The following is a 17877-nucleotide window of genomic DNA, read 5'->3' as shown; positions in this document are numbered from 1 at the left end:
CTCTGCATGACCAATTTCAACGGGAAGAAAGACTGACACCATGGCGGCGAAGAAACGAGGATTGGGTGAGCGTGGTCTGGGCGCGCTGCTGGCGGGTTCCAAGGTCAACCTGGATCAGGAGCCGAAAGATCATGACGGTGAACTCAGGCAGATCCCGATCGATCTTATCCAACGTGGTCGTTATCAGCCTCGTCGTGATATGGATCCCGCTGCCCTGCAGGAACTGGCAGATTCCATTCGCCAGCAAGGTGTCATGCAACCGGTGGTGGTCCGCCCCATCGAGGATGGGCAGTACGAGCTGATTGCCGGTGAACGACGCTGGCGGGCGACTCAGATGGCAGAACTGGACAGCATTCCTGCGATCATTCGTGAGGTGCCGGACGAAGCCGCCATCGCCATGGCGCTGATCGAGAATATCCAGCGTGAAAATCTCAATCCGATCGAAGAAGCCTTCGCTCTCCAGCGGCTGCAGGAAGAGTTTGGTCTGACCCAGGCCCAGGTAGCGGAAGCTGTAGGTAAGTCACGTACCACGATCACCAACCTGTTGCGTCTGATCGGACTGACAGAAGATGTGCGCCTGATGCTCGAACACGGAGATCTGGAAATGGGTCACGGCCGGGCCATGCTGACCCTGCCCCCGGAGCTTCAGATGCAGGTGGCGAAGCAGGTGGTTGCCAAATCTCTGTCAGTGCGCCAGACCGAGGCGCTGGTCCGCCGGATTCAACAGCAGTCACCCGAGCAGAAGACCACCGGAAAGCCGGCCCTGGATCCCAACATTCGTGCACTGCAGGATGATCTTGCCGAACGGTTGGGGGCCCGTGTTTCCATCGCTCACGGCCAGAAAGGCAAGGGCAAGCTGGTGATCGAATACAGCTCGCTCGATGAACTGGATGGCATCCTGGGCCACATCAAATAAATTCGACAGAATCGCTCCATCTTTAGACCCCCTACCAAAGTTCCTGATGTGTGTATTACACAACATATTGTGGTGTTCTGGTCTACACTCACCTATTTGTGTCGAGACGCCCGAAAATAGCGCCGTTATGGCGTTTTCGTGCGGTTTGGCGGAACCGGGTTTTGTTGATTCGTGCACATTGAACACATATAATCTCGGCGCTCGTATCCGTGTGTTTGCTTATTTTTTAAACGGAATCGAGTGAAAAACACCGTTTTTTCGGGACAAGCATGACGAAGGCAACTCCGAGCGGTATTCGCCGCCCGCCCATCGCACGATGGTTTGTAATAGAAAGTGTGGTACTTGTCTTCGTGAGCCTGGCGTTTCTCGTTTTACGTGGCCAGGTTTCAGGTTATTCAGCGCTAGTGGGCGGTCTTATTTTCTTGCTGCCCCATGGTTACTTTGCGCTCAAGGCATTCCGCTACTCCGGCGCGCGGTCTGCCAAAAAGATCATGAGTTCTTTTTACCAGGGTGAGGCCGGCAAGCTCATCTTGTGCGCCATCCTCTTTACGATGGTGTTTAAATGGATTCAGCCGCTTGATATTGCGGCACTTTTTTTAACATTTGCGATCATGCTGGTCACCAATTGGTTGACACCGCTTCTGGCGGGCAGCAATACGCAGCAAAGCTAACTGGACCTGGGAACCCGTTATGGCAGGAAGTGCATCCGAATATATAAAGCATCACCTCCAGAACCTTACCTACGGAGAATTGCCGGCAGGCTATGAGCGTGCCGACGGTACCGTAATTGAACAAGCAACCTGGACATTGGCACACAATGCCCAGGAAGCCTCAGATATGGGCTTCTGGGCCCTTCATGTCGATTCGCTCGGCTGGTCTGTGGCGTTGGGGCTGATCTTCCTGATTATTTTCCGCATGGCGGCCAAGCGCGCCACATCCGATCAGCCGGGAGGCCTCCAGAATTTTGTGGAGGTGATGGTTGAGTTTGTGGATAACAGCGTCAAGGAAACCTTCCACGGCAAGAACAAGGTGATCGCCCCGCTGGCGCTGACCATCTTCTGCTGGGTGTTCATGATGAACCTGATGGACCTTATCCCGGTCGATTTCCTGCCGCAGCTGTTCCATCTGATGGGCGCTGACTACATGAAGGTCGTACCGACCACCGACGTTAACATCACGCTCGGCATGTCTCTGTCTGTATTTGCGCTGATTATCTACTACAGTCTGAAGGTCAAAGGCGTTGGTGGTTTCGTCGGTGAGCTGACTCTGCACCCCTTCTCCTCAGACAACCTGATTCTGAAGATCATCCTGATTCCGGTGAACCTGCTGCTGGAAGGCGTGAGCCTGATTGCCAAGCCGATCTCTCTGGCGCTGCGTCTGTTCGGTAACCTGTACGCCGGTGAGCTGATCTTCATCCTGATTGCATTGCTGCCGCTGTGGGCTCAGTGGGCACTGTCTGTACCCTGGGCGATCTTCCACATTCTGGTCATCACCCTGCAGGCATTCATCTTTATGATGTTGACGATCGTGTACCTGAGCATGGCTCACGAAGACAGTCATTGATCGGGCATCGTTGAACCGTAGTTTGAAACCCTAACCGTTAAACTGAAAACCTAAACTTAAACTGAAAACTGGGAGTTGTTATGGAAACTGTAGTTGGAATGACCGCGATTGCTGTTGCACTGCTGATCGGCCTGGGTGCCCTGGGTACTGCAATCGGCTTTGGTATCCTCGGTGGTAAGTTCCTGGAAGGCGCTGCGCGTCAGCCGGAAATGACTCCGATGCTGCAGGTTAAAATGTTCATCGTTGCTGGTCTGCTTGACGCCGTAACCATGATCGGTGTTGGTATCGCTCTGTTCTTCACTTTCGCCAACCCGTTTGTCGGCCAGATCGCCGGTTAATCGAGTCTCCAGCCGGGGGGTTCCCCGGTCAGATGATTCTTAACAAAACAGGCGAGAGGTGAAGACGTGAACATTAATTTGACGATGATTGGTCAAGCCATCGCGTTCTTTATCTTTGTCGTTTTCTGCATGAAGTACGTGTGGCCGCCGATTATGGCCGCACTGCAGGAACGTCAAAAGAAGATCGCTGACGGCCTGGCTGCTTCAGACCGTGCGGCGCGCGATCTGGAACTGGCTCAGGAAAAGTCAGCTCAGGAACTGCGTGAAGCCAAGCAGCAAGCTGCGGCCCTGATCGAGCAGGCCAACAAGCGCGCTAACCAGATTGTGGAAGCATCAAAAGACGATGCCCGCAGGGAAGGCGAGAAGCTGATTGAGCAGGCCAAGGCCGAAATTGAACAGGAGCGTAATCAGGCTCGTGACGCACTGCGTGCAGAAGTTGCCGCATTTGCAGTTTCTGGTGCTGAGAAGATCCTGGAAACCTCTGTCGATGCCTCCAAGCACAACGAAATGTTGGAAAAACTGGCGGCAGAACTCTAAACGACGAGGTTCATCATGGCAGAACTGAGAACGCTGGCCCGTCCATACGCTAAAGCAGCATTTGCTGCCGCTCAGGAGCAGAATCAGCTGGCTGAGTGGTCGCAGGTGCTGACCGTCGCAGGACAGGTCACCGCGAATGAAGACATTCGACAGCTTCTCGCAAATCCAGGACTGGAGGAGCAGAAGAAGGCCGAACTGATTCTGGAAATCGTCGAGAACGGCGTAACCGATCAGGTACGGAACTTCTTTACTGTACTGGCGGAAAGCCGCCGGCTGCCTCTTCTCTCTGAGATTGCAACGCTCTTCAACATGTACCGGGCTGATCTGGAGCGCACTGTTGATATCGACGTTACAGCCGCATTCGAGCTGACCGACGAACAGCAGCAGAAGCTCGCCCAGGCCCTTTCCGCCAAACTCGAGCGGAAAGTGTCACTCGCAGCGTCATTGGACAAGTCGTTGATTGGTGGTGTGGTTATCCGCACCGGCGATCTGGTTATTGACGCATCTGTACGCGGAAAGCTGAGCAAGCTGGCGGACGCTCTGGGCTCCTGATTTCAGCACAAGGTTTGAGGATATTGGCATGCAGCAACTGAATCCATCCGAGATCAGTGACATCATCAAGAAGAGAATCGAGAAACTCGACATCTCTTCCGAAGCTAAGAACGAAGGTACGATTCTCGCCGTTTCTGACGGTATCGTACTGATCCACGGTCTCGCCGACGTTATGTACGGTGAGATGATTGAATTTGCCAACGGCACATTCGGTATGGCTCTGAACCTGGAGCGCGATTCCGTAGGTGCGGTTGTTCTGGGTGACTACGACGACCTGGCCGAAGGTCAGAAAGTTCGTTGTACTGGCCGCATCCTGGAAGTACCGGTTGGTCCGGAACTGCTGGGCCGCGTTGTTGACGGTCTGGGTAACCCGATCGACGGCAAGGGCGACCTGGGCACCGACCTGACCTCTCCGGTCGAGAAGGTTGCACCTGGCGTTATCGCTCGTCAGTCCGTTGATGAGCCGGTACAGACTGGTCTGAAAGCCATCGATACCATGGTTCCCATCGGTCGTGGCCAGCGTGAGCTGATCATCGGTGACCGTCAGATCGGTAAGACCGCTGTTGCGATCGACGCGATCATCAACCAGAAGAACACTGGCATCAAATGTATCTACGTAGCCGTAGGTCAGAAGCAATCTTCCATTGCTGCCGTTGTGCGCAAGCTGGAAGAGCACGACGCCATGGGCCACACCATCGTGGTTGCCGCTGGCGCTGCTGATCCTGCAGCGATGCAGTTCCTGGCACCGTATGCCGGTACAGCCATGGGTGAATACTTCCGTGATCGCGGTGAAGACGCCCTGATCGTATACGATGACCTGTCCAAGCAGGCTGTTGCTTACCGTCAGATCTCCCTGCTGCTGCGTCGTCCGCCTGGACGTGAAGCATACCCGGGTGACGTTTTCTACCTGCACTCCCGTCTGCTTGAGCGCGCATCCCGCGTTAACGCTGACTATGTAGAGCAGTTCACTAACGGTGAAGTGAAAGGCCAGACCGGTTCCCTGACCGCTCTGCCGATCATTGAGACACAGGCCGGCGACGTATCTGCGTTCGTACCGACCAACGTAATCTCCATCACCGATGGTCAGATCTTCCTGGAAACCAACCTGTTCAACTCCGGTATCCGTCCGGCGATGAACGCTGGTATCTCCGTATCCCGTGTTGGTGGTGCGGCCCAGACCAAGATCATGAAGAAGCTTGGCGGTAACATCCGTCTGGCTCTGGCCCAGTACCGTGAACTGGCTGCCTTCGCTCAGTTTGCTTCTGATCTTGACGAAGCAACCCGTAAGCAGCTCGAGCACGGTCAGCGTGTAACTGAACTCATGAAGCAGAACCAGTACAGCCCGCTGTCTGTGGCTGAAATGGGTACGGTTCTGTTTGCAGCCAACGAAGGCTTCCTGGACGACGTTGACGTAGATAAGGTTGTTGCTTTTGAAGCGCAGCTTCTGGACTGGATGCGTGCGGAGCAATCCGAGCTTCTGGCCAAGATCAACGAGAAAGGCGATTTCAACGACGATATCGCTGCCGGCCTCAAAGCTGCACTTGAGAAATTCAAGACCACTCAGAGCTGGTAAGAAACGGGGCCTGCGTCAAATGCCGCAGGCCGCTTTCGTAGCAACGAGTGTCTAACTTGAGAAGGCAGTGAGTTATGGCCGTCGGCAAAGAAATACGTAACCAGATATCAAGCATCAAGAGCACGCAGAAAATTACCAGCGCCATGGAAATGGTGGCTGCCAGTAAGATGCGTAAAGCTCAGGATCGCATGCAGGCGACTCGCCCGTATGCCGATAAGATGCGTCAGGTGATCGGGCACATTGCCAAGGCGAACGCTCAGTACAAGCACCCCTTCATGGTTGAGCGCGATGTAAAGCGTGTCGGCTATATTGTGGTGTCAACTGATCGTGGCCTCTGCGGTGGTCTGAACATCAACCTGTTCAAAGCGCTTGTCCGTGAAATGAAAGCGTGGAAAGAAAAAGGTGTAGAAACCGATCTGTGCGCCATCGGGCAGAAAGGTACATCTTTTTTCCGGAGCTATGGTGGCAATGTCGTTGCGGCATTGACCCATCTGGGTGATACCCCGAGCTCCGACAAGCTCATCGGCAACGTCAAGGTCATGCTGGACGCATTTGCTGAGGGCAAGATTGATCGTCTCTATCTTGTCAGCAACGAATTCGTCAACACCATGACCCAGAGCCCGAAGGTGGAGCAGCTTCTGCCCCTGCCGGAAGGTAAAGACGAAGAAGAGATCAAGAACCAGTGGGATTATCTCTACGAGCCCGATGCCAGACAGATTCTCGATGGCCTCCTACCGCGTTTCATTGAGTCCCAGGTGTACCAGGGCGTGGTAGAGAATCTGGCATGTGAACAGGCAGCCCGGATGATTGCCATGAAGAGCGCTACTGACAACGCCGGTGGAATCATCGACGAACTTCAGTTGGCGTACAACAAGGCGCGTCAGGCAGCCATTACGCAAGAGATTTCAGAGATTGTGAGCGGTGCGGCTTCGGTTTGATCCACCCAACAATCCAACTGGTTTTATTGACTACTAAGATAACGAGGAACCGAGCATGAGTAGCGGACAAATCGTTCAGATCATTGGCGCGGTTATCGACGTGGAATTCCCACGTGACTCCGTACCCAACGTATATGACGCACTGCTGCTTGAAGGTGGCGAAACAACTCTGGAAGTCCAGCAGCAGCTGGGTGACGGCATTGTTCGTACCATCGCAATGGGCAGCACAGAAGGCCTCAAGCGTGGCCTGAAAGCAGAAAACACTGGCAAGGCAATCTCTGTACCGGTTGGTACTCAGACCCTGGGCCGTATCATGGACGTTCTGGGTCGTCCCATCGACGAGAAGGGCGACATCGGCGAAGAAGAGCGTTGGGGTATTCACCGCAAAGCTCCTGGCTACGCAGACCAGTCTGCCTCTGCCGACCTGCTGGAAACTGGCATCAAGGTTATCGACCTGATCTGCCCGTTCGCCAAGGGTGGTAAGGTTGGCCTGTTCGGTGGTGCCGGTGTAGGCAAGACCGTAAACATGATGGAACTGATCAACAACATCGCGAAAGAGCACTCCGGTCTCTCCGTATTCGCCGGTGTTGGTGAGCGTACCCGGGAAGGTAACGACTTCTACTATGAAATGAAGGAGTCCAACGTTCTCGATAAGGTTGCCATGGTTTACGGCCAGATGAACGAGCCCCCTGGAAACCGTCTGCGTGTGGCCCTGACCGGCCTCACCATGGCTGAGAAGTTCCGTGACGAAGGTCGTGACGTACTGTTGTTCGTTGACAACATTTACCGTTACACCCTGGCCGGTACTGAAGTATCTGCACTGCTGGGCCGTATGCCTTCAGCGGTAGGTTACCAGCCGACCCTGGCCCAGGAGATGGGTGAGCTGCAGGAGCGTATTACCTCCACCAAGAACGGCTCCATCACCTCCATCCAGGCGGTATACGTACCTGCGGATGACTTGACCGATCCGTCTCCGGCTACCACTTTCTCGCACCTTGATGCGACCGTGGTACTGAGCCGTGACATCGCCTCCAAGGGTATCTACCCGGCGATCGATCCGCTGGATTCCACTTCTCGTCAGCTGGATCCGCTGATCATCGGTGAAGAGCACTACGAAGTGGCTCGTGGCGTGCAGACCAACCTGCAGCGCTACAAAGAGCTGAAAGACATCATCGCCATCCTGGGTATGGACGAACTGTCAGAAGAAGACAAACTGACTGTTGCCCGTGCCCGTAAGATCGAGCGTTTTCTGTCCCAGCCGTTCCACGTTGCTGAAGTATTCACCGGTTCCCCCGGTAAATACGTTCCGCTGAAGGAAACTATCAGCAGCTTTAAGGGCATCCTCAACGGCGACTATGATGATATGCCTGAGCAGGCGTTCTACATGGTTGGCTCCATCGAGGAAGCGGTCGAGAAAGCGAAGGAAATGAAGAGCAAGGGCGAGTAATCTGAGCCCTTGCACGAATTTCCGGATCGATCAGAGAGGCAACTGACATGGGTATTACCGTGCATTGTGACGTCGTAAGTGCCGAAACAAAGATCTATTCCGGATTGGTAGAAATGCTGATCGCTGCGGGCTCTGAAGGTGACCTGGGTATTGCCCCGGGTCACACCCCGCTGCTGACCCAGCTGAAGCCTGGTCCTGTACGGATTATCAAGCAGGGTGGTGAAGAAGAAATTCTTTACGTATCCGGCGGATATCTGGAGGTTCAGCCCAATCTGGTGACTTTGCTGGCAGACACAGCAGTTCGTGCAAAGGATGTGGACGAAGCTGCAGCTATCGAAGCCCAGAAAGAGGCCGAGAAAGCACTTGCTGACAAGACCGGTGAATTCGAATACACCCGTGCGGCTGCAGAACTGGCCGAAGCTGTTGCCCAGCTTCGCACCATTCAGCAGCTGCGTAACAAAATGCGTTAAGCATTTCGTTTCGGGTTTGCCGAACACCAAAGCCGCATCCTGAGCGGCTGGAGTACCAACGCCTGGCGTTGGTACTCCAGCCTCAAGGGCAGCGGCTTTTTTATTGAATTCCAAAAACTCCGGGAGCCTTAAGTTCCATGAGCTCGTTACACGTCGTCGTCCTGGCTGCTGGTCAGGGTTCAAGAATGAAATCTGCCCTGCCCAAAGTACTGCATCCGGTAGCAGGCAAACCGATGCTGCATCACGTTATCGATACCGCGAAGCAGCTGGGCGCGGAGAAAATTCATACTGTGATCGGCCATGGGGCGGAGCAGGTTCGCGGATCACTGCAGGACGATGCAGTGAACTGGGTACTTCAGACAGAACAGCTGGGCACCGGGCATGCAGTGGCACAGGCGCTTCCTGATCTGCCGGATGACGCCCGGGTTCTGGTGCTCTACGGTGACGTTCCGCTGACCCGCCGGGAGACGCTGGAGGCTATGGTTGGGGATCTCGACGATAGCAATCTCGCTCTGCTGACGGTGGATATGGATAACCCCCACGGTTATGGGCGGATTGTCCGTGACGGGAATGGTCTGGTGCAGGCCATTGTTGAACAGAAAGATGCCACTGCCGAGCAGCAGGACATCAAGGAAGTGAATACCGGTATTCTGGCGGTATCGGCGCGGCACCTGAAGAGCTGGTTGCCTACCCTGTCCAACAGCAATGCCCAAGGCGAATACTATCTGACCGACATCATTGCCATGGCAGTGGCTCATGGCCTGACAGTGACGGTGTCACAGCCGCTGAACCCGTTTGAAGTCCAGGGTGTGAACAATCGTATTCAGCTTTCCGAACTGGAGCGTTGGTTCCAGCGCCGGCAGGCTGAGCGATTGATGACCGAGGGAGCGACACTGGCAGATCCGGCCCGGGTGGATGTCCGCGGAGAGCTGACTATCGGCAATGATCTGTGGATTGATGTGAACGTGGTCTTTGAAGGTAAAGTGAACCTGGGCAGCAACGTGGTGATTGGCCCGGGTTGCGTGATCACCGACAGTACGATTGCCGACGGCGCGGAGATCAAGGCCAACAGCGTTCTCGAAGGTGCGATTGTCGGTGCGGGTGCACAGATCGGCCCGTTTGCGCGGCTGCGTCCGGGGACAGAGCTGGCTGCCAATACCAAGGTCGGCAACTTCGTTGAGACAAAGAAAGCGGTGGTTGGTGAAGGCAGCAAGATCAATCACCTGAGTTATGTTGGTGATGCCTCACTGGGATGTAATGTGAATGTGGGTGCAGGAACCATCACCTGTAATTATGATGGGGTGAACAAGCACAGGACGACCATTGGTGATGGCGTCTTTGTGGGCTCGAATACCTCTCTGGTCGCGCCGGTGACTGTAGCGAAGGAAGCTACGATTGGTGCCGGTTCAACGATCACCAGGGATGTCAGTGATAATGAGTTGGCTGTAGCCCGCGGCAAGCAACGTAATATTTCCGGCTGGGAACGGCCGAAGAAACACTGATCAGAACGCTTAACGAACAGGTGAATGTGGTATGTGTGGGATTGTAGGTGCGGTTTCGGAACGGGATGTCCAGGGGATTTTGCTGGAGGGCCTGCGCCGTCTGGAATACCGGGGCTACGACTCCGCTGGTATGGCGGTTATCGATGGTGAACAGACGGTCCAGCGAGCCCGGGAAGTCGGTAAGGTCGCTGCCCTGGGGGATGCTGTCGCAGCAAATCCGTTGTCCGGTCACCTGGGGATCGCCCACACACGCTGGGCAACCCATGGCGAGCCCTCACAGCTCAACGCCCATCCTCACATGTCCGGGGAACGCCTGGCCATTGTCCACAACGGTATTATCGAGAACTATCAGGAACTGCGGGAAGAGCTGAAGGCGGATGGGTTTGTCTTCACCTCACAGACCGATACCGAAGTTGTCGCTCACCTGATCGAGAAAAACTACCGTTCCCTGGGCGTTGTTTATGATGCCGTTAAAGCGGCTATCGGCCGCCTGCGCGGCGCCTACGCCCTGGCGGTTATCCACGCTGACGAGCCGGATCACATGGTAGTCTGCCGCGAGGGTAGCCCGCTGGTGGTCGGTGTAGGTATTGGAGAGAATTTTATAGCGTCTGATCAACTGGCACTGCTACCGGTGACCGATCGCTTTATGTTCCTTGAAGAAGGTGACATTGCCGATATCCGCAAGGATAAGGTGTTGATTCACGACCGCGAAGGCAACCCGGTCGAGCGCAGCATTACCCGTTTTGAGCACGGTACAGATTCCGCCGACAAGGGCGAGTACCGTCACTACATGCTCAAGGAAATCTACGAGCAGCCGAAGGTGGTGAAGGCCACCATGGAAGGACGTCTGACCGGTACAAGCGTACTGGAACAGGCTCTGGGTACCGAAGCGGCGGACCTGCTTGAGAACGTTCGTCACGTCCAGATTATTGCCTGCGGTACGTCCTATCATGCTGGCATGGTGGCGCGTTACTGGATCGAAGATCTCGCTGGCGTGCCCTGTTCGGTGGAAGTCGCCTCCGAGTACCGCTACCGCAAGCATGTGATCCAGCCGGATACCCTGTTCCTGTGTATTTCCCAGTCCGGTGAGACCGCAGACACGCTGGCAGCACTGCGTCAGGCAAAACAAGCAGGTTTCCGCGCAGCCCTGGCGATCTGTAACGTTCCGGGCAGCTCACTGGTCCGTGAGTCAGACCTGGTGATCATGACCCAGGCGGGACCGGAAATCGGTGTCGCTTCCACCAAGGCCTTTACCACGCAGCTGACCGCATTGCTGATCTTTACGCTCGCCCTGGCCCGCCACAATGGCCTGTCCACCGAGAAGGAAACAGAGATCGTTGAAGCGATTCATTTGCTGCCGGGCCAGGTGAATGACGTGCTGGCTCTGGATGGTGAAATCGAGGAAATGTCCAAGGCCTTTATGGACAAGAACCATAGCCTGTTCCTCGGGCGTGGTTCCCAGTTCCCGGTGGCCATGGAAGGTGCGCTCAAGCTCAAGGAGATCTCCTACATTCACGCCGAAGCCTATCCGGCCGGTGAGCTCAAGCATGGCCCTCTGGCACTGGTGGACAGTGAAATGCCGGTCGTCACCGTGGCACCCAATAACGATCTGCTCGAAAAGCTTAAATCAAACCTCGAAGAGGTTCGGGCGCGGGGTGGTGAACTGTTTGTTTTTGCCGACCAGGATGCTGGTGTGAAGCCGGAAGAGGGCCTCCACGTCATGCAGATCCCGTCCGTGCATGAAATTACAGCACCGATTGTCTACACCGTGCCGCTGCAACTGCTGTCGTACCATGTCGCCGTCCTGAAAGGTACCGATGTGGATCAGCCCCGCAACCTGGCTAAGAGTGTGACGGTCGAGTAATTCCTGATGGCTTTTTCGAATCAGCTGACTCGTGTCGTTGAGCTTTGCTACCCGATCATTCAGGCACCGATGGTGGGCGTTTCAACCCCGGAGCTTGCGGCAGCGGTATCCAATGCCGGAGGGCTGGGCTCGATCGGGATAGGCGCAAGCTCGACAGAAAAAGCGCGAGAGCTGATTTCAGCGACTCGTGCTTTGACGAACAAGCCGTTTAACGTCAATGTTTTCTGTCATCGGCCCGCGACATCTGACCACGATCATGAATCAGGCTGGATCAACTACCTTCGACCATTTTTCGAGGAGTTTGATACGCCGCCACCCCAACAACTAGCCGTGCCTTATCCAAGTTTCAACGAGCACCGTGCCACCCTGAACATGCTGCTGGAAGAGAGGCCGGCGGTTGTCAGTTTTCATTTCGGTGTACCAGCTGTTGAATGGGTTCAGGCACTCCGCCAGGCCGGAATTGTCACAATTGGCTGTGCAACGACGCCAGAAGAAGCACTCGCCGTTGAGGCAGCAGGCATTGATTTCATTGTGGCTCAGGGTGCTGAGGCTGGTGGGCATCGCGGGGTATTCGAGCCTGAGAAAGGTGACCGGCTGATCGGTACTCTGGCGCTGATCCGTCTGATCAATGGTGCTACAAAGGTGCCAGTAATCGCGGCGGGTGGCCTGATGGATGGCCAGGCAATCAGCGCTGTTATGGAAGCCGGTGCGGTCGGTGCCCAATTGGGCACCGCCTTTATTCTCTGTCCGGAATCGGCGGCCAATGCGGGTTATCGGGCGATGCTGAAAAGTGAGCAGAGCCGGGAAACGCAGATCACCAGCGTCATCTCGGGTCGTCCCGCCCGGGGTATGGTAAACCGGTTTTATACTGATATCGATTGTACCGAGGCTCCGACGATACCGGACTACCCGATTGCCTATGATGCAGGAAAAGCGCTTGCAGCTGCGGCTGTATCAAAAGGTAGCCAAGACTTTTCCGCCTATTGGGCCGGGCAGGGTGCTCCGCTGGCGCGTGAGTTGCCAGCAGGGGAACTGATCGAGAATCTGATACGGGAATGTCGGTTTTTTCAAAATTCCAGCATGTGAGTAAAGGCTTAAGCCGCCATTCGCTGGCACGGTAACTGCACCTCCTGAACAGTGCTTGCACGAACAGGAGGTGCTCAAATGCTCAGTTTCCAGTTGCTCAAACCGATCCGCTCTATCTTATGGAGCGTGGCGTTACTGCTACTGGGTAACGGTCTGATCAATACCTTACTGACGCTCAGCGGAAGCCAGGCGGGGTTTTCAAGCCTGATGCTTGGCGCCATCATGTCCGCCTATTTCGGCGGGTTTATTTGCGGAACCTGGGTAAGCGGTCGCCTGATAAGGCGAATGGGGCACATTCGTACCTTTGCGTTCTGTGCATCAATTTGTGCCACCTGTGCCTTGCTTCACATCATGGTGGTCGATCCCTGGTTCTGGCTTTTCCTGCGATTTATATACGGCCTTTGCTACATCACCCTGATTACGGTGATCGAAAGCTGGCTTAACGGGCAGTCGGCTCGTCATGAGCGTGGCCGCATTTTTGCGATTTACATGGTGGTTAACCTGGGCGCCCTGGCTCTGGCCCAGCAGATCCTTCGGCTGGATAGTGGCGTTCCCTTCCTGTTATTTGCCCTGGTTACCCTGTTTATCTGCTGGGCAATGTTGCCCATGACGCTGACACGGCGCCCGCAGCCTCAGCTATCCGATCATGCCGGCAGTAGCCTGAGGAAATGGGTGAAGATAGCGCCGTTGCCGGTCGTAACCGCACTCCTGTCCGGGCTGGCAATGGGGGCTTTCTGGGGGATGACGCCGGTTTATGTGTCAGGTCTCGGCTACGGGGCTGTCGAGGTGGGTACGGTCATGAGCCTGGCGATTCTGGGAGGTGCGTTGCTGCAGTTGCCCATTGGACGATACTCGGACAGCCACGACCGTGTGGTTGTGCTATTGGCGGTTGTGGCGGCAGCAGGCGTTGTCGCTGCTCTGATGCCGTTGGCATTCACCCGGGAACTGATGTTTGGTGCGTTTACCCTGTGGGGCGGACTGGCGTTTGCGCTATACCCCCTGGCAGTGGCTCAGTTGATCGACCAGTTGTCAGCGGAGGAGGTTGTATCCGGTTCCTCAGACATGCTGGTGCTACACGGAGCAGGCTGCGCTGTGGCTCCGTTGCTCGCAGGTGGAATCATGACGTTTACAGGGCCCTACGGACTACCCATATACATCGCTGTCGTGCTGGCGGTACTGGGCATTTACGTTGCCTACCGCAGGCGGCATGTTTCGGATCTGACTACTGGCGAGACGGCTCATTTTGAGCCCATGATGCAGACCGGAGGTGAAGTTCTGCAGTTGATTCTGGATCAGTCCCAGCCGGACCTGTTTGACGATCCGAGTTTCTACGATGAGTCAGAACTGGATCGTCTCGGAGGAATGGTCGGTGGGAAGCAAGCAGGCTGATTCCCACCTTCGCGATTCAGGACTTCTGTGCCATATAGTTTCTCCAGCCGCCGAGTTCGGTGATTTCTGTGGCTCCTTCAAGCCCCACGGGTTCACAGATAAATCCACAAACCCAGTCACCGCTCTCCAGCTCCACCTGGCCAATTCCGAGAGGAGCCGGGATGCCGGCTACGAAGCTGCCGAACTGATCGGCAGGTACCCGCCACACTTCCACCGGTAACCAAGTGCCTTTTTCGGTGTCGCGAATCATGCCTGGCCGGAATGGCGGGCCACCCGCCAGCGCATACATCCGATAGGCGTCGGCGGTATGGGTTTCGGAGATCAGGGTTGCTCCCCGGGACGTCAGCTGGTGGTTCAGTGGGAGACCACTCAGGTGTGCACCGCACACCAGTACATCAATGGTGCGGCTTGTAGGAGGCAGCTGAATTTCACTGACCCGGTCCGGCAGTGCGCCAACGGTCTCACTGGCCAGTGGATGCAGGCGGTCGGCCAGAGTGAGCAATTCTTCATCCTGGAAGGCATCACCGAACAGGGTGACACCCCAGGGCATGCCATTGGCCAGCTGTCCGGCCGGTACCGCGACGGCAGCGTAGTCCAGCAGATTCATGAAGTTAGTGTAGGTGCCGAGTTTGCTGTTGAGGGCAATCGGGTCGGCGTTGACAGCGTCAATGGTGTAAATGGTCGGAGCGGTCGGGGTAAGCATCAGATCGACAGAGGCTAGAATCTGGTCCGCCCGATGTTTCAGCGCTTTGAGGCGATACTGGGCGGTAAACGCATCTTTGGCTGCGCCTTCCCGACCTGCTTCGATGATGGTCCGTGTGACCGGCAGCAGGGCATCAGGTTGTTCTTCGATCAGTGGCGAGGTCGCCAGGAAGCGTTCCGCTACCCACGGGCCTTCGTACAGCAGCTGTGCAGCTTCCAGGAACGGCGCAAAATCAATTTCCACGGGGATGCCGCCGAGGCGTTCCAGGTTGGCGATACTGTGTTGAAACAGCTCAGCGGCGCTTTCGTCACCGTCGAAATCCAGTTGGTCCGGCTTTGGCACGCCGAACCGGAATTGCTGTGGAATAGGGCGGATGCCAGTCGGCATGGCGCGTTGCCACGGATCCTCAGGGTCGGTGCCGTCACAGAGTGACAGTAGTACGCCAGCCTGCTCTGCATCGCGGGCGAAAATGGACACACAGTCCAGGGTCTGGCAGGCAGGAACAACCCCTTTGACACTCAGGCGGCCCAGAGTGGGTTTTACGCCAACCAGGTTATTGAATGAGGCGGGAACCCGGCCGGAACCTGCGGTATCGGTACCAAAGGAAAAGCTGACCAGCCCGAGGGCGACGGCTACGGCAGAGCCGGAAGAGGAACCACCGGAGATGTAGTCCGGATTGAAGCTGTTGTGGCATTCGCCCCAGGGTGAACGGGTGCCAACGAGGCCGGTGGCGAACTGGTCGAGGTTGGTTTTGCCCAGGGGGATAGCACCGGCATCGACCATTTTCCGGACCAGCGTGGCGTGGCTGTCCGGGGTATGGCGAAATGCTTCACAGGCGGCGGTGGTGGGCATGCCGGCCACGTCAATGTTGTCTTTTACCGCAAAGGGCACGCCGTACAGAGGAAGATCCTCCATACTCGCCTTATCCAGACGGGCGAGGTAGGGCTCCAGTTCTTCCACGGTGGCGAGATGGATCCAGATATTGCGGTCTTTAAAGGTTTCAGCCCGTGCCAGCAGATCCTTGATCAGTGCCCGCGGCGTCAAGGTTCCTTTCTCGTATGCTTCCCTGAGAGTGGACAGGGCAAGTGGATTGTTTTGTGGCTTCATGTGGTACCTCAAGCAGCCTGGTTTCGGGCAGTGGCCGAAACCGAATCAGAAATATCCTGGAATGTCGCCCGATCGTTTTTACCGATCGGCAGGTCGTAGGTAATGGTGGCTCCGTAAGCCTGGGGGTCGTGCGGATCCCTGCGGATCTTGTCGAACACCAGAAGACGGGTGCCCAGATAGAAACCTTCGGTGAGATCGTGGGTGACCATGAAAATCGTGGTTCCGGTCTCTTTCCACAGCTTCAACAGCAGTTCGTGCATGTCGGCCCGAATGCCGGGGTCGAGGGCACCAAAGGGTTCATCAAGCAAAAGGACGCGGGGCTTCATGATCAGTGACTGGGCAATGGCCAGGCGCTGTTGCATACCGCCAGACAGTTCATGAGGCCATTTGTGGGCTGCCGGCGTGAGCCCCACCGATTCCAGCATGGCGTCGACCTGCTCCAGTGCCTTGCGACGGGCACTGCCAAAGAGCTTGCCGAGCAATGGTTTCTGTTCCAGTTCCAGACCCATCAGGACGTTTTGACGAACGGTCAGGTGTGGGAATACGGAGTAGCGCTGGAAGACGATGCCCCGGTTGCGGTCGGGCTCTCCCGGAAAGGGCTGGCCCTCGAGCAGGAGTTCGCCGCGGCTGGGTTGTTCCTGCCCCAGCAGCATCTTCAGGAAGGTGGATTTACCGCAACCTGAGGCGCCCACCAGGGTGCAGAACTCGCCCTGATCAACCTCCAGGTTGAGTTTTTCGAGGATCACCTGATCGCCGTATTCCTTCCAGACGTTATTAACAGAAATAAAACTCATCAGTGGCCTCCTGCGTTGTACCACGGGAACAGCCTGCGGTTGGCAAGGCGCAGACACTGGTCGATAACGATGGCGAGGATAGTGATCCAGATAACGTAGGGCAGGATCACATCCATGGCGAGGTAGCGGCGCACCAGGAAAATTCGGTAGCCGAGACCTTCCGTGGAAGCGATGGCCTCAGCAGCGATCAGAAACAGCCAGGCGGGCCCGAGGCTCAGGCGCACCGCGTCGATCAGTCGCGGCAGTACCTGGGGCAGCGCCATGCGGGTGATCACTTGCCAGGAATTGGCACCAAGGGTCTGGAGCTTGATCAGTTGTTCACCGGGCAGCTCCCTTACCCGTTGTGCGACATCCCTCATCATGATTGGAGCGGTGCCGATGACAATCAGCATGACTTTGGAGAGCTCCCCGAGGCCGAAGACAATAAACAGTATCGGCAGTATCGCCAGCGGCGGGACCATGGAAAGCGCGGAAACCAGTGGAGCCAGATTGGCACGAACCAGAGGCAGGGTCCCGTTGAGCAGGCCAACGGCAAGAGCCAGAAGGGCTGCGATACCAACGCCCATGCCAAGGCGGGCCAGGCTGGCGGTTGTATCCTGCCACATCAGGATGTCGCCACTGCGGCGGTCTTCCTGGAAGGCCATGCGGTCAACCGCGGCAGTCATCTGTTCGAGGCCGGGCAGAAGTTTGTCGTTGGGGTTCTCCGCCAGACGTTCCTGAGAGGCTATTCCGTAGATAAGGATTATCAACAGGAACGGCAGCAGGCCAAGAATCAAGGCCAGACTTCGCCCGGGGTGGCGGTTGATCAGTCGCATTATGCGTCTCCTCTGGTTATACAACACGGCAACAGAATCGAGTCCGATTCAATCTCCCGGGCTTTTGTCCCGCCGTGTAACCTCCCAGAGGTCGGCAACTCTCGGACCAGCCGCCCAGGCTGATTGAAGTTCTCTGCCCGGGCCGGAACCCTAGTCACCCATTGATCAAATTGTGTGTGCCGCGCGTGTTGCGGTATCGCAGCGGTAAAGGCTCTGAAACCTTTTTGCATGCACTTGGGTACTTGCAGGGTATGTGCCAGCTTGTAAAAGCCGGTTTTTATGG

At 56.1% G+C, this 17877-nt stretch carries 17 protein-coding genes and 1 riboswitch; of the genes, 14 read left to right on the top strand and 3 right to left on the bottom strand.

The window, feature by feature from the left end; genetic code table 11:
* Positions 1 to 40: 40 nt before the first annotated feature.
* The 14 genes from FWJ25_RS07735 to FWJ25_RS07670 all read left to right on the top strand — a co-directional run bounded on the left by FWJ25_RS07735 (position 41) and on the right by FWJ25_RS07670 (position 14175).
* Positions 41 to 916 (top strand): ParB/RepB/Spo0J family partition protein, encoded by an 876-nt coding sequence (locus FWJ25_RS07735; protein ID WP_149599701.1) that lies wholly within the window; start codon positions 41 to 43, stop codon positions 914 to 916.
* A 269-nt stretch (positions 917 to 1185) separates the two neighbouring features.
* Positions 1186 to 1587, top strand: a complete 402-nt coding sequence (locus FWJ25_RS07730) for a F0F1 ATP synthase subunit I (protein ID WP_149599700.1) — start codon at positions 1186 to 1188, stop codon at positions 1585 to 1587.
* Between the two features lie 19 nt (positions 1588 to 1606).
* Positions 1607 to 2479: a F0F1 ATP synthase subunit A gene (gene atpB, locus FWJ25_RS07725; RefSeq protein ID WP_149599699.1), complete on the top strand. Its 873-nt coding sequence runs from the start codon at positions 1607 to 1609 to the stop codon at positions 2477 to 2479.
* 80 nt (positions 2480 to 2559) lie between these two features.
* The gene (gene atpE, locus FWJ25_RS07720) at positions 2560 to 2817 is read left to right on the top strand and encodes a F0F1 ATP synthase subunit C (RefSeq protein ID WP_012138088.1); all 258 of its coding nucleotides are present in this window, start codon (positions 2560 to 2562) and stop codon (positions 2815 to 2817) included.
* A gap of 66 nt (positions 2818 to 2883) precedes the next feature.
* On the top strand, positions 2884 to 3354 hold the full coding sequence (locus FWJ25_RS07715; protein WP_188093589.1) for a F0F1 ATP synthase subunit B: 471 nt from the start codon (positions 2884 to 2886) through the stop codon (positions 3352 to 3354).
* 15 nt (positions 3355 to 3369) lie between these two features.
* Positions 3370 to 3906: a F0F1 ATP synthase subunit delta gene (locus tag FWJ25_RS07710; RefSeq protein WP_149599698.1), complete on the top strand. Its 537-nt coding sequence runs from the start codon at positions 3370 to 3372 to the stop codon at positions 3904 to 3906.
* A gap of 28 nt (positions 3907 to 3934) precedes the next feature.
* Positions 3935 to 5479, top strand: coding sequence for a F0F1 ATP synthase subunit alpha (gene atpA / locus FWJ25_RS07705; RefSeq protein ID WP_149599697.1), 1545 nt, complete (start codon positions 3935 to 3937; stop codon positions 5477 to 5479).
* A gap of 74 nt (positions 5480 to 5553) precedes the next feature.
* On the top strand, positions 5554 to 6417 hold the full coding sequence (gene atpG / locus FWJ25_RS07700; protein ID WP_149599696.1) for a F0F1 ATP synthase subunit gamma: 864 nt from the start codon (positions 5554 to 5556) through the stop codon (positions 6415 to 6417).
* A 55-nt stretch (positions 6418 to 6472) separates the two neighbouring features.
* A complete protein-coding gene (gene atpD / locus FWJ25_RS07695; RefSeq protein WP_149599695.1) occupies positions 6473 to 7864 on the top strand; it encodes a F0F1 ATP synthase subunit beta in 1392 nt (463 codons plus the stop codon).
* Positions 7865 to 7911: 47 nt separating this feature from the next.
* Positions 7912 to 8334, top strand: coding sequence for a F0F1 ATP synthase subunit epsilon (locus FWJ25_RS07690; RefSeq protein ID WP_149599694.1), 423 nt, complete (start codon positions 7912 to 7914; stop codon positions 8332 to 8334).
* Positions 8335 to 8471: 137 nt separating this feature from the next.
* The gene (glmU, locus tag FWJ25_RS07685) at positions 8472 to 9836 is read left to right on the top strand and encodes a bifunctional UDP-N-acetylglucosamine diphosphorylase/glucosamine-1-phosphate N-acetyltransferase GlmU (RefSeq protein ID WP_149599693.1); all 1365 of its coding nucleotides are present in this window, start codon (positions 8472 to 8474) and stop codon (positions 9834 to 9836) included.
* A 31-nt stretch (positions 9837 to 9867) separates the two neighbouring features.
* Positions 9868 to 11700 (top strand): glutamine--fructose-6-phosphate transaminase (isomerizing), encoded by a 1833-nt coding sequence (gene glmS / locus FWJ25_RS07680; protein WP_149599692.1) that lies wholly within the window; start codon positions 9868 to 9870, stop codon positions 11698 to 11700.
* A 6-nt stretch (positions 11701 to 11706) separates the two neighbouring features.
* On the top strand, positions 11707 to 12786 hold the full coding sequence (locus FWJ25_RS07675) for an NAD(P)H-dependent flavin oxidoreductase (RefSeq protein WP_149599691.1): 1080 nt from the start codon (positions 11707 to 11709) through the stop codon (positions 12784 to 12786).
* A 78-nt stretch (positions 12787 to 12864) separates the two neighbouring features.
* A complete protein-coding gene (locus tag FWJ25_RS07670; RefSeq protein ID WP_149599690.1) occupies positions 12865 to 14175 on the top strand; it encodes an MFS transporter in 1311 nt (436 codons plus the stop codon).
* Positions 14176 to 14191: 16 nt separating this feature from the next.
* Here the strand turns inward: FWJ25_RS07670 and atzF are convergent, their stop codons facing one another.
* Genes atzF through FWJ25_RS07655 form a run of 3 tightly spaced genes read right to left on the bottom strand, consistent with a single transcriptional unit; the run spans position 14192 to position 17594 of the window.
* Entirely contained in the window at positions 14192 to 15985 is a 1794-nt protein-coding gene (gene atzF / locus FWJ25_RS07665) for an allophanate hydrolase (protein ID WP_149599689.1), read from the bottom strand.
* Between the two features lie 8 nt (positions 15986 to 15993).
* Positions 15994 to 16779 (bottom strand): ABC transporter ATP-binding protein, encoded by a 786-nt coding sequence (locus FWJ25_RS07660; protein WP_149599688.1) that lies wholly within the window; start codon positions 16777 to 16779, stop codon positions 15994 to 15996.
* Positions 16779 to 17594: an ABC transporter permease gene (locus tag FWJ25_RS07655; RefSeq protein WP_149599687.1), complete on the bottom strand. Its 816-nt coding sequence runs from the start codon at positions 17592 to 17594 to the stop codon at positions 16779 to 16781. Before FWJ25_RS07655 ends, FWJ25_RS07660 begins: the two co-directional genes overlap by 1 nt.
* A gap of 51 nt (positions 17595 to 17645) precedes the next feature.
* Positions 17646 to 17759: riboswitch (guanidine-I (ykkC/yxkD leader) on the bottom strand.
* Between the last annotated feature and the right edge of the window lie 118 nt (positions 17760 to 17877).

The organism is Marinobacter salinexigens, assembly GCF_008370345.1.
Taxonomy (GTDB): Bacteria; Pseudomonadota; Gammaproteobacteria; order Pseudomonadales; family Oleiphilaceae; genus Marinobacter; species Marinobacter salinexigens.
Note: the sequence above shows the minus strand (reverse complement) of the source record. Positions and strands in the feature narration are given on the sequence as shown.

What these genes read in the sequence shown, in the direction of transcription:
- FWJ25_RS07735 (WP_149599701.1), top strand. Translation starts at nt 41, where the DNA reads ATGGCGGCGAAGAAACGAGGATTGGGTGAGCGTGGTCTGGGCGCGCTG.
- FWJ25_RS07730 (WP_149599700.1), top strand. Translation starts at nt 1,186, where the DNA reads ATGACGAAGGCAACTCCGAGCGGTATTCGCCGCCCGCCCATCGCACGA.
- atpB (WP_149599699.1), top strand. Translation starts at nt 1,607, where the DNA reads ATGGCAGGAAGTGCATCCGAATATATAAAGCATCACCTCCAGAACCTT.
- atpE (WP_012138088.1), top strand. Translation starts at nt 2,560, where the DNA reads ATGGAAACTGTAGTTGGAATGACCGCGATTGCTGTTGCACTGCTGATC.
- FWJ25_RS07710 (WP_149599698.1), top strand. Translation starts at nt 3,370, where the DNA reads ATGGCAGAACTGAGAACGCTGGCCCGTCCATACGCTAAAGCAGCATTT.
- atpA (WP_149599697.1), top strand. Translation starts at nt 3,935, where the DNA reads ATGCAGCAACTGAATCCATCCGAGATCAGTGACATCATCAAGAAGAGA.
- atpG (WP_149599696.1), top strand. Translation starts at nt 5,554, where the DNA reads ATGGCCGTCGGCAAAGAAATACGTAACCAGATATCAAGCATCAAGAGC.
- atpD (WP_149599695.1), top strand. Translation starts at nt 6,473, where the DNA reads ATGAGTAGCGGACAAATCGTTCAGATCATTGGCGCGGTTATCGACGTG.
- FWJ25_RS07690 (WP_149599694.1), top strand. Translation starts at nt 7,912, where the DNA reads ATGGGTATTACCGTGCATTGTGACGTCGTAAGTGCCGAAACAAAGATC.
- glmU (WP_149599693.1), top strand. Translation starts at nt 8,472, where the DNA reads ATGAGCTCGTTACACGTCGTCGTCCTGGCTGCTGGTCAGGGTTCAAGA.
- glmS (WP_149599692.1), top strand. Translation starts at nt 9,868, where the DNA reads ATGTGTGGGATTGTAGGTGCGGTTTCGGAACGGGATGTCCAGGGGATT.
- FWJ25_RS07675 (WP_149599691.1), top strand. Translation starts at nt 11,707, where the DNA reads ATGGCTTTTTCGAATCAGCTGACTCGTGTCGTTGAGCTTTGCTACCCG.
- FWJ25_RS07670 (WP_149599690.1), top strand. Translation starts at nt 12,865, where the DNA reads ATGCTCAGTTTCCAGTTGCTCAAACCGATCCGCTCTATCTTATGGAGC.
- atzF (WP_149599689.1), bottom strand. Translation starts at nt 15,985, where the DNA reads ATGAAGCCACAAAACAATCCACTTGCCCTGTCCACTCTCAGGGAAGCA.
- FWJ25_RS07660 (WP_149599688.1), bottom strand. Translation starts at nt 16,779, where the DNA reads ATGAGTTTTATTTCTGTTAATAACGTCTGGAAGGAATACGGCGATCAG.
- FWJ25_RS07655 (WP_149599687.1), bottom strand. Translation starts at nt 17,594, where the DNA reads ATGCGACTGATCAACCGCCACCCCGGGCGAAGTCTGGCCTTGATTCTT.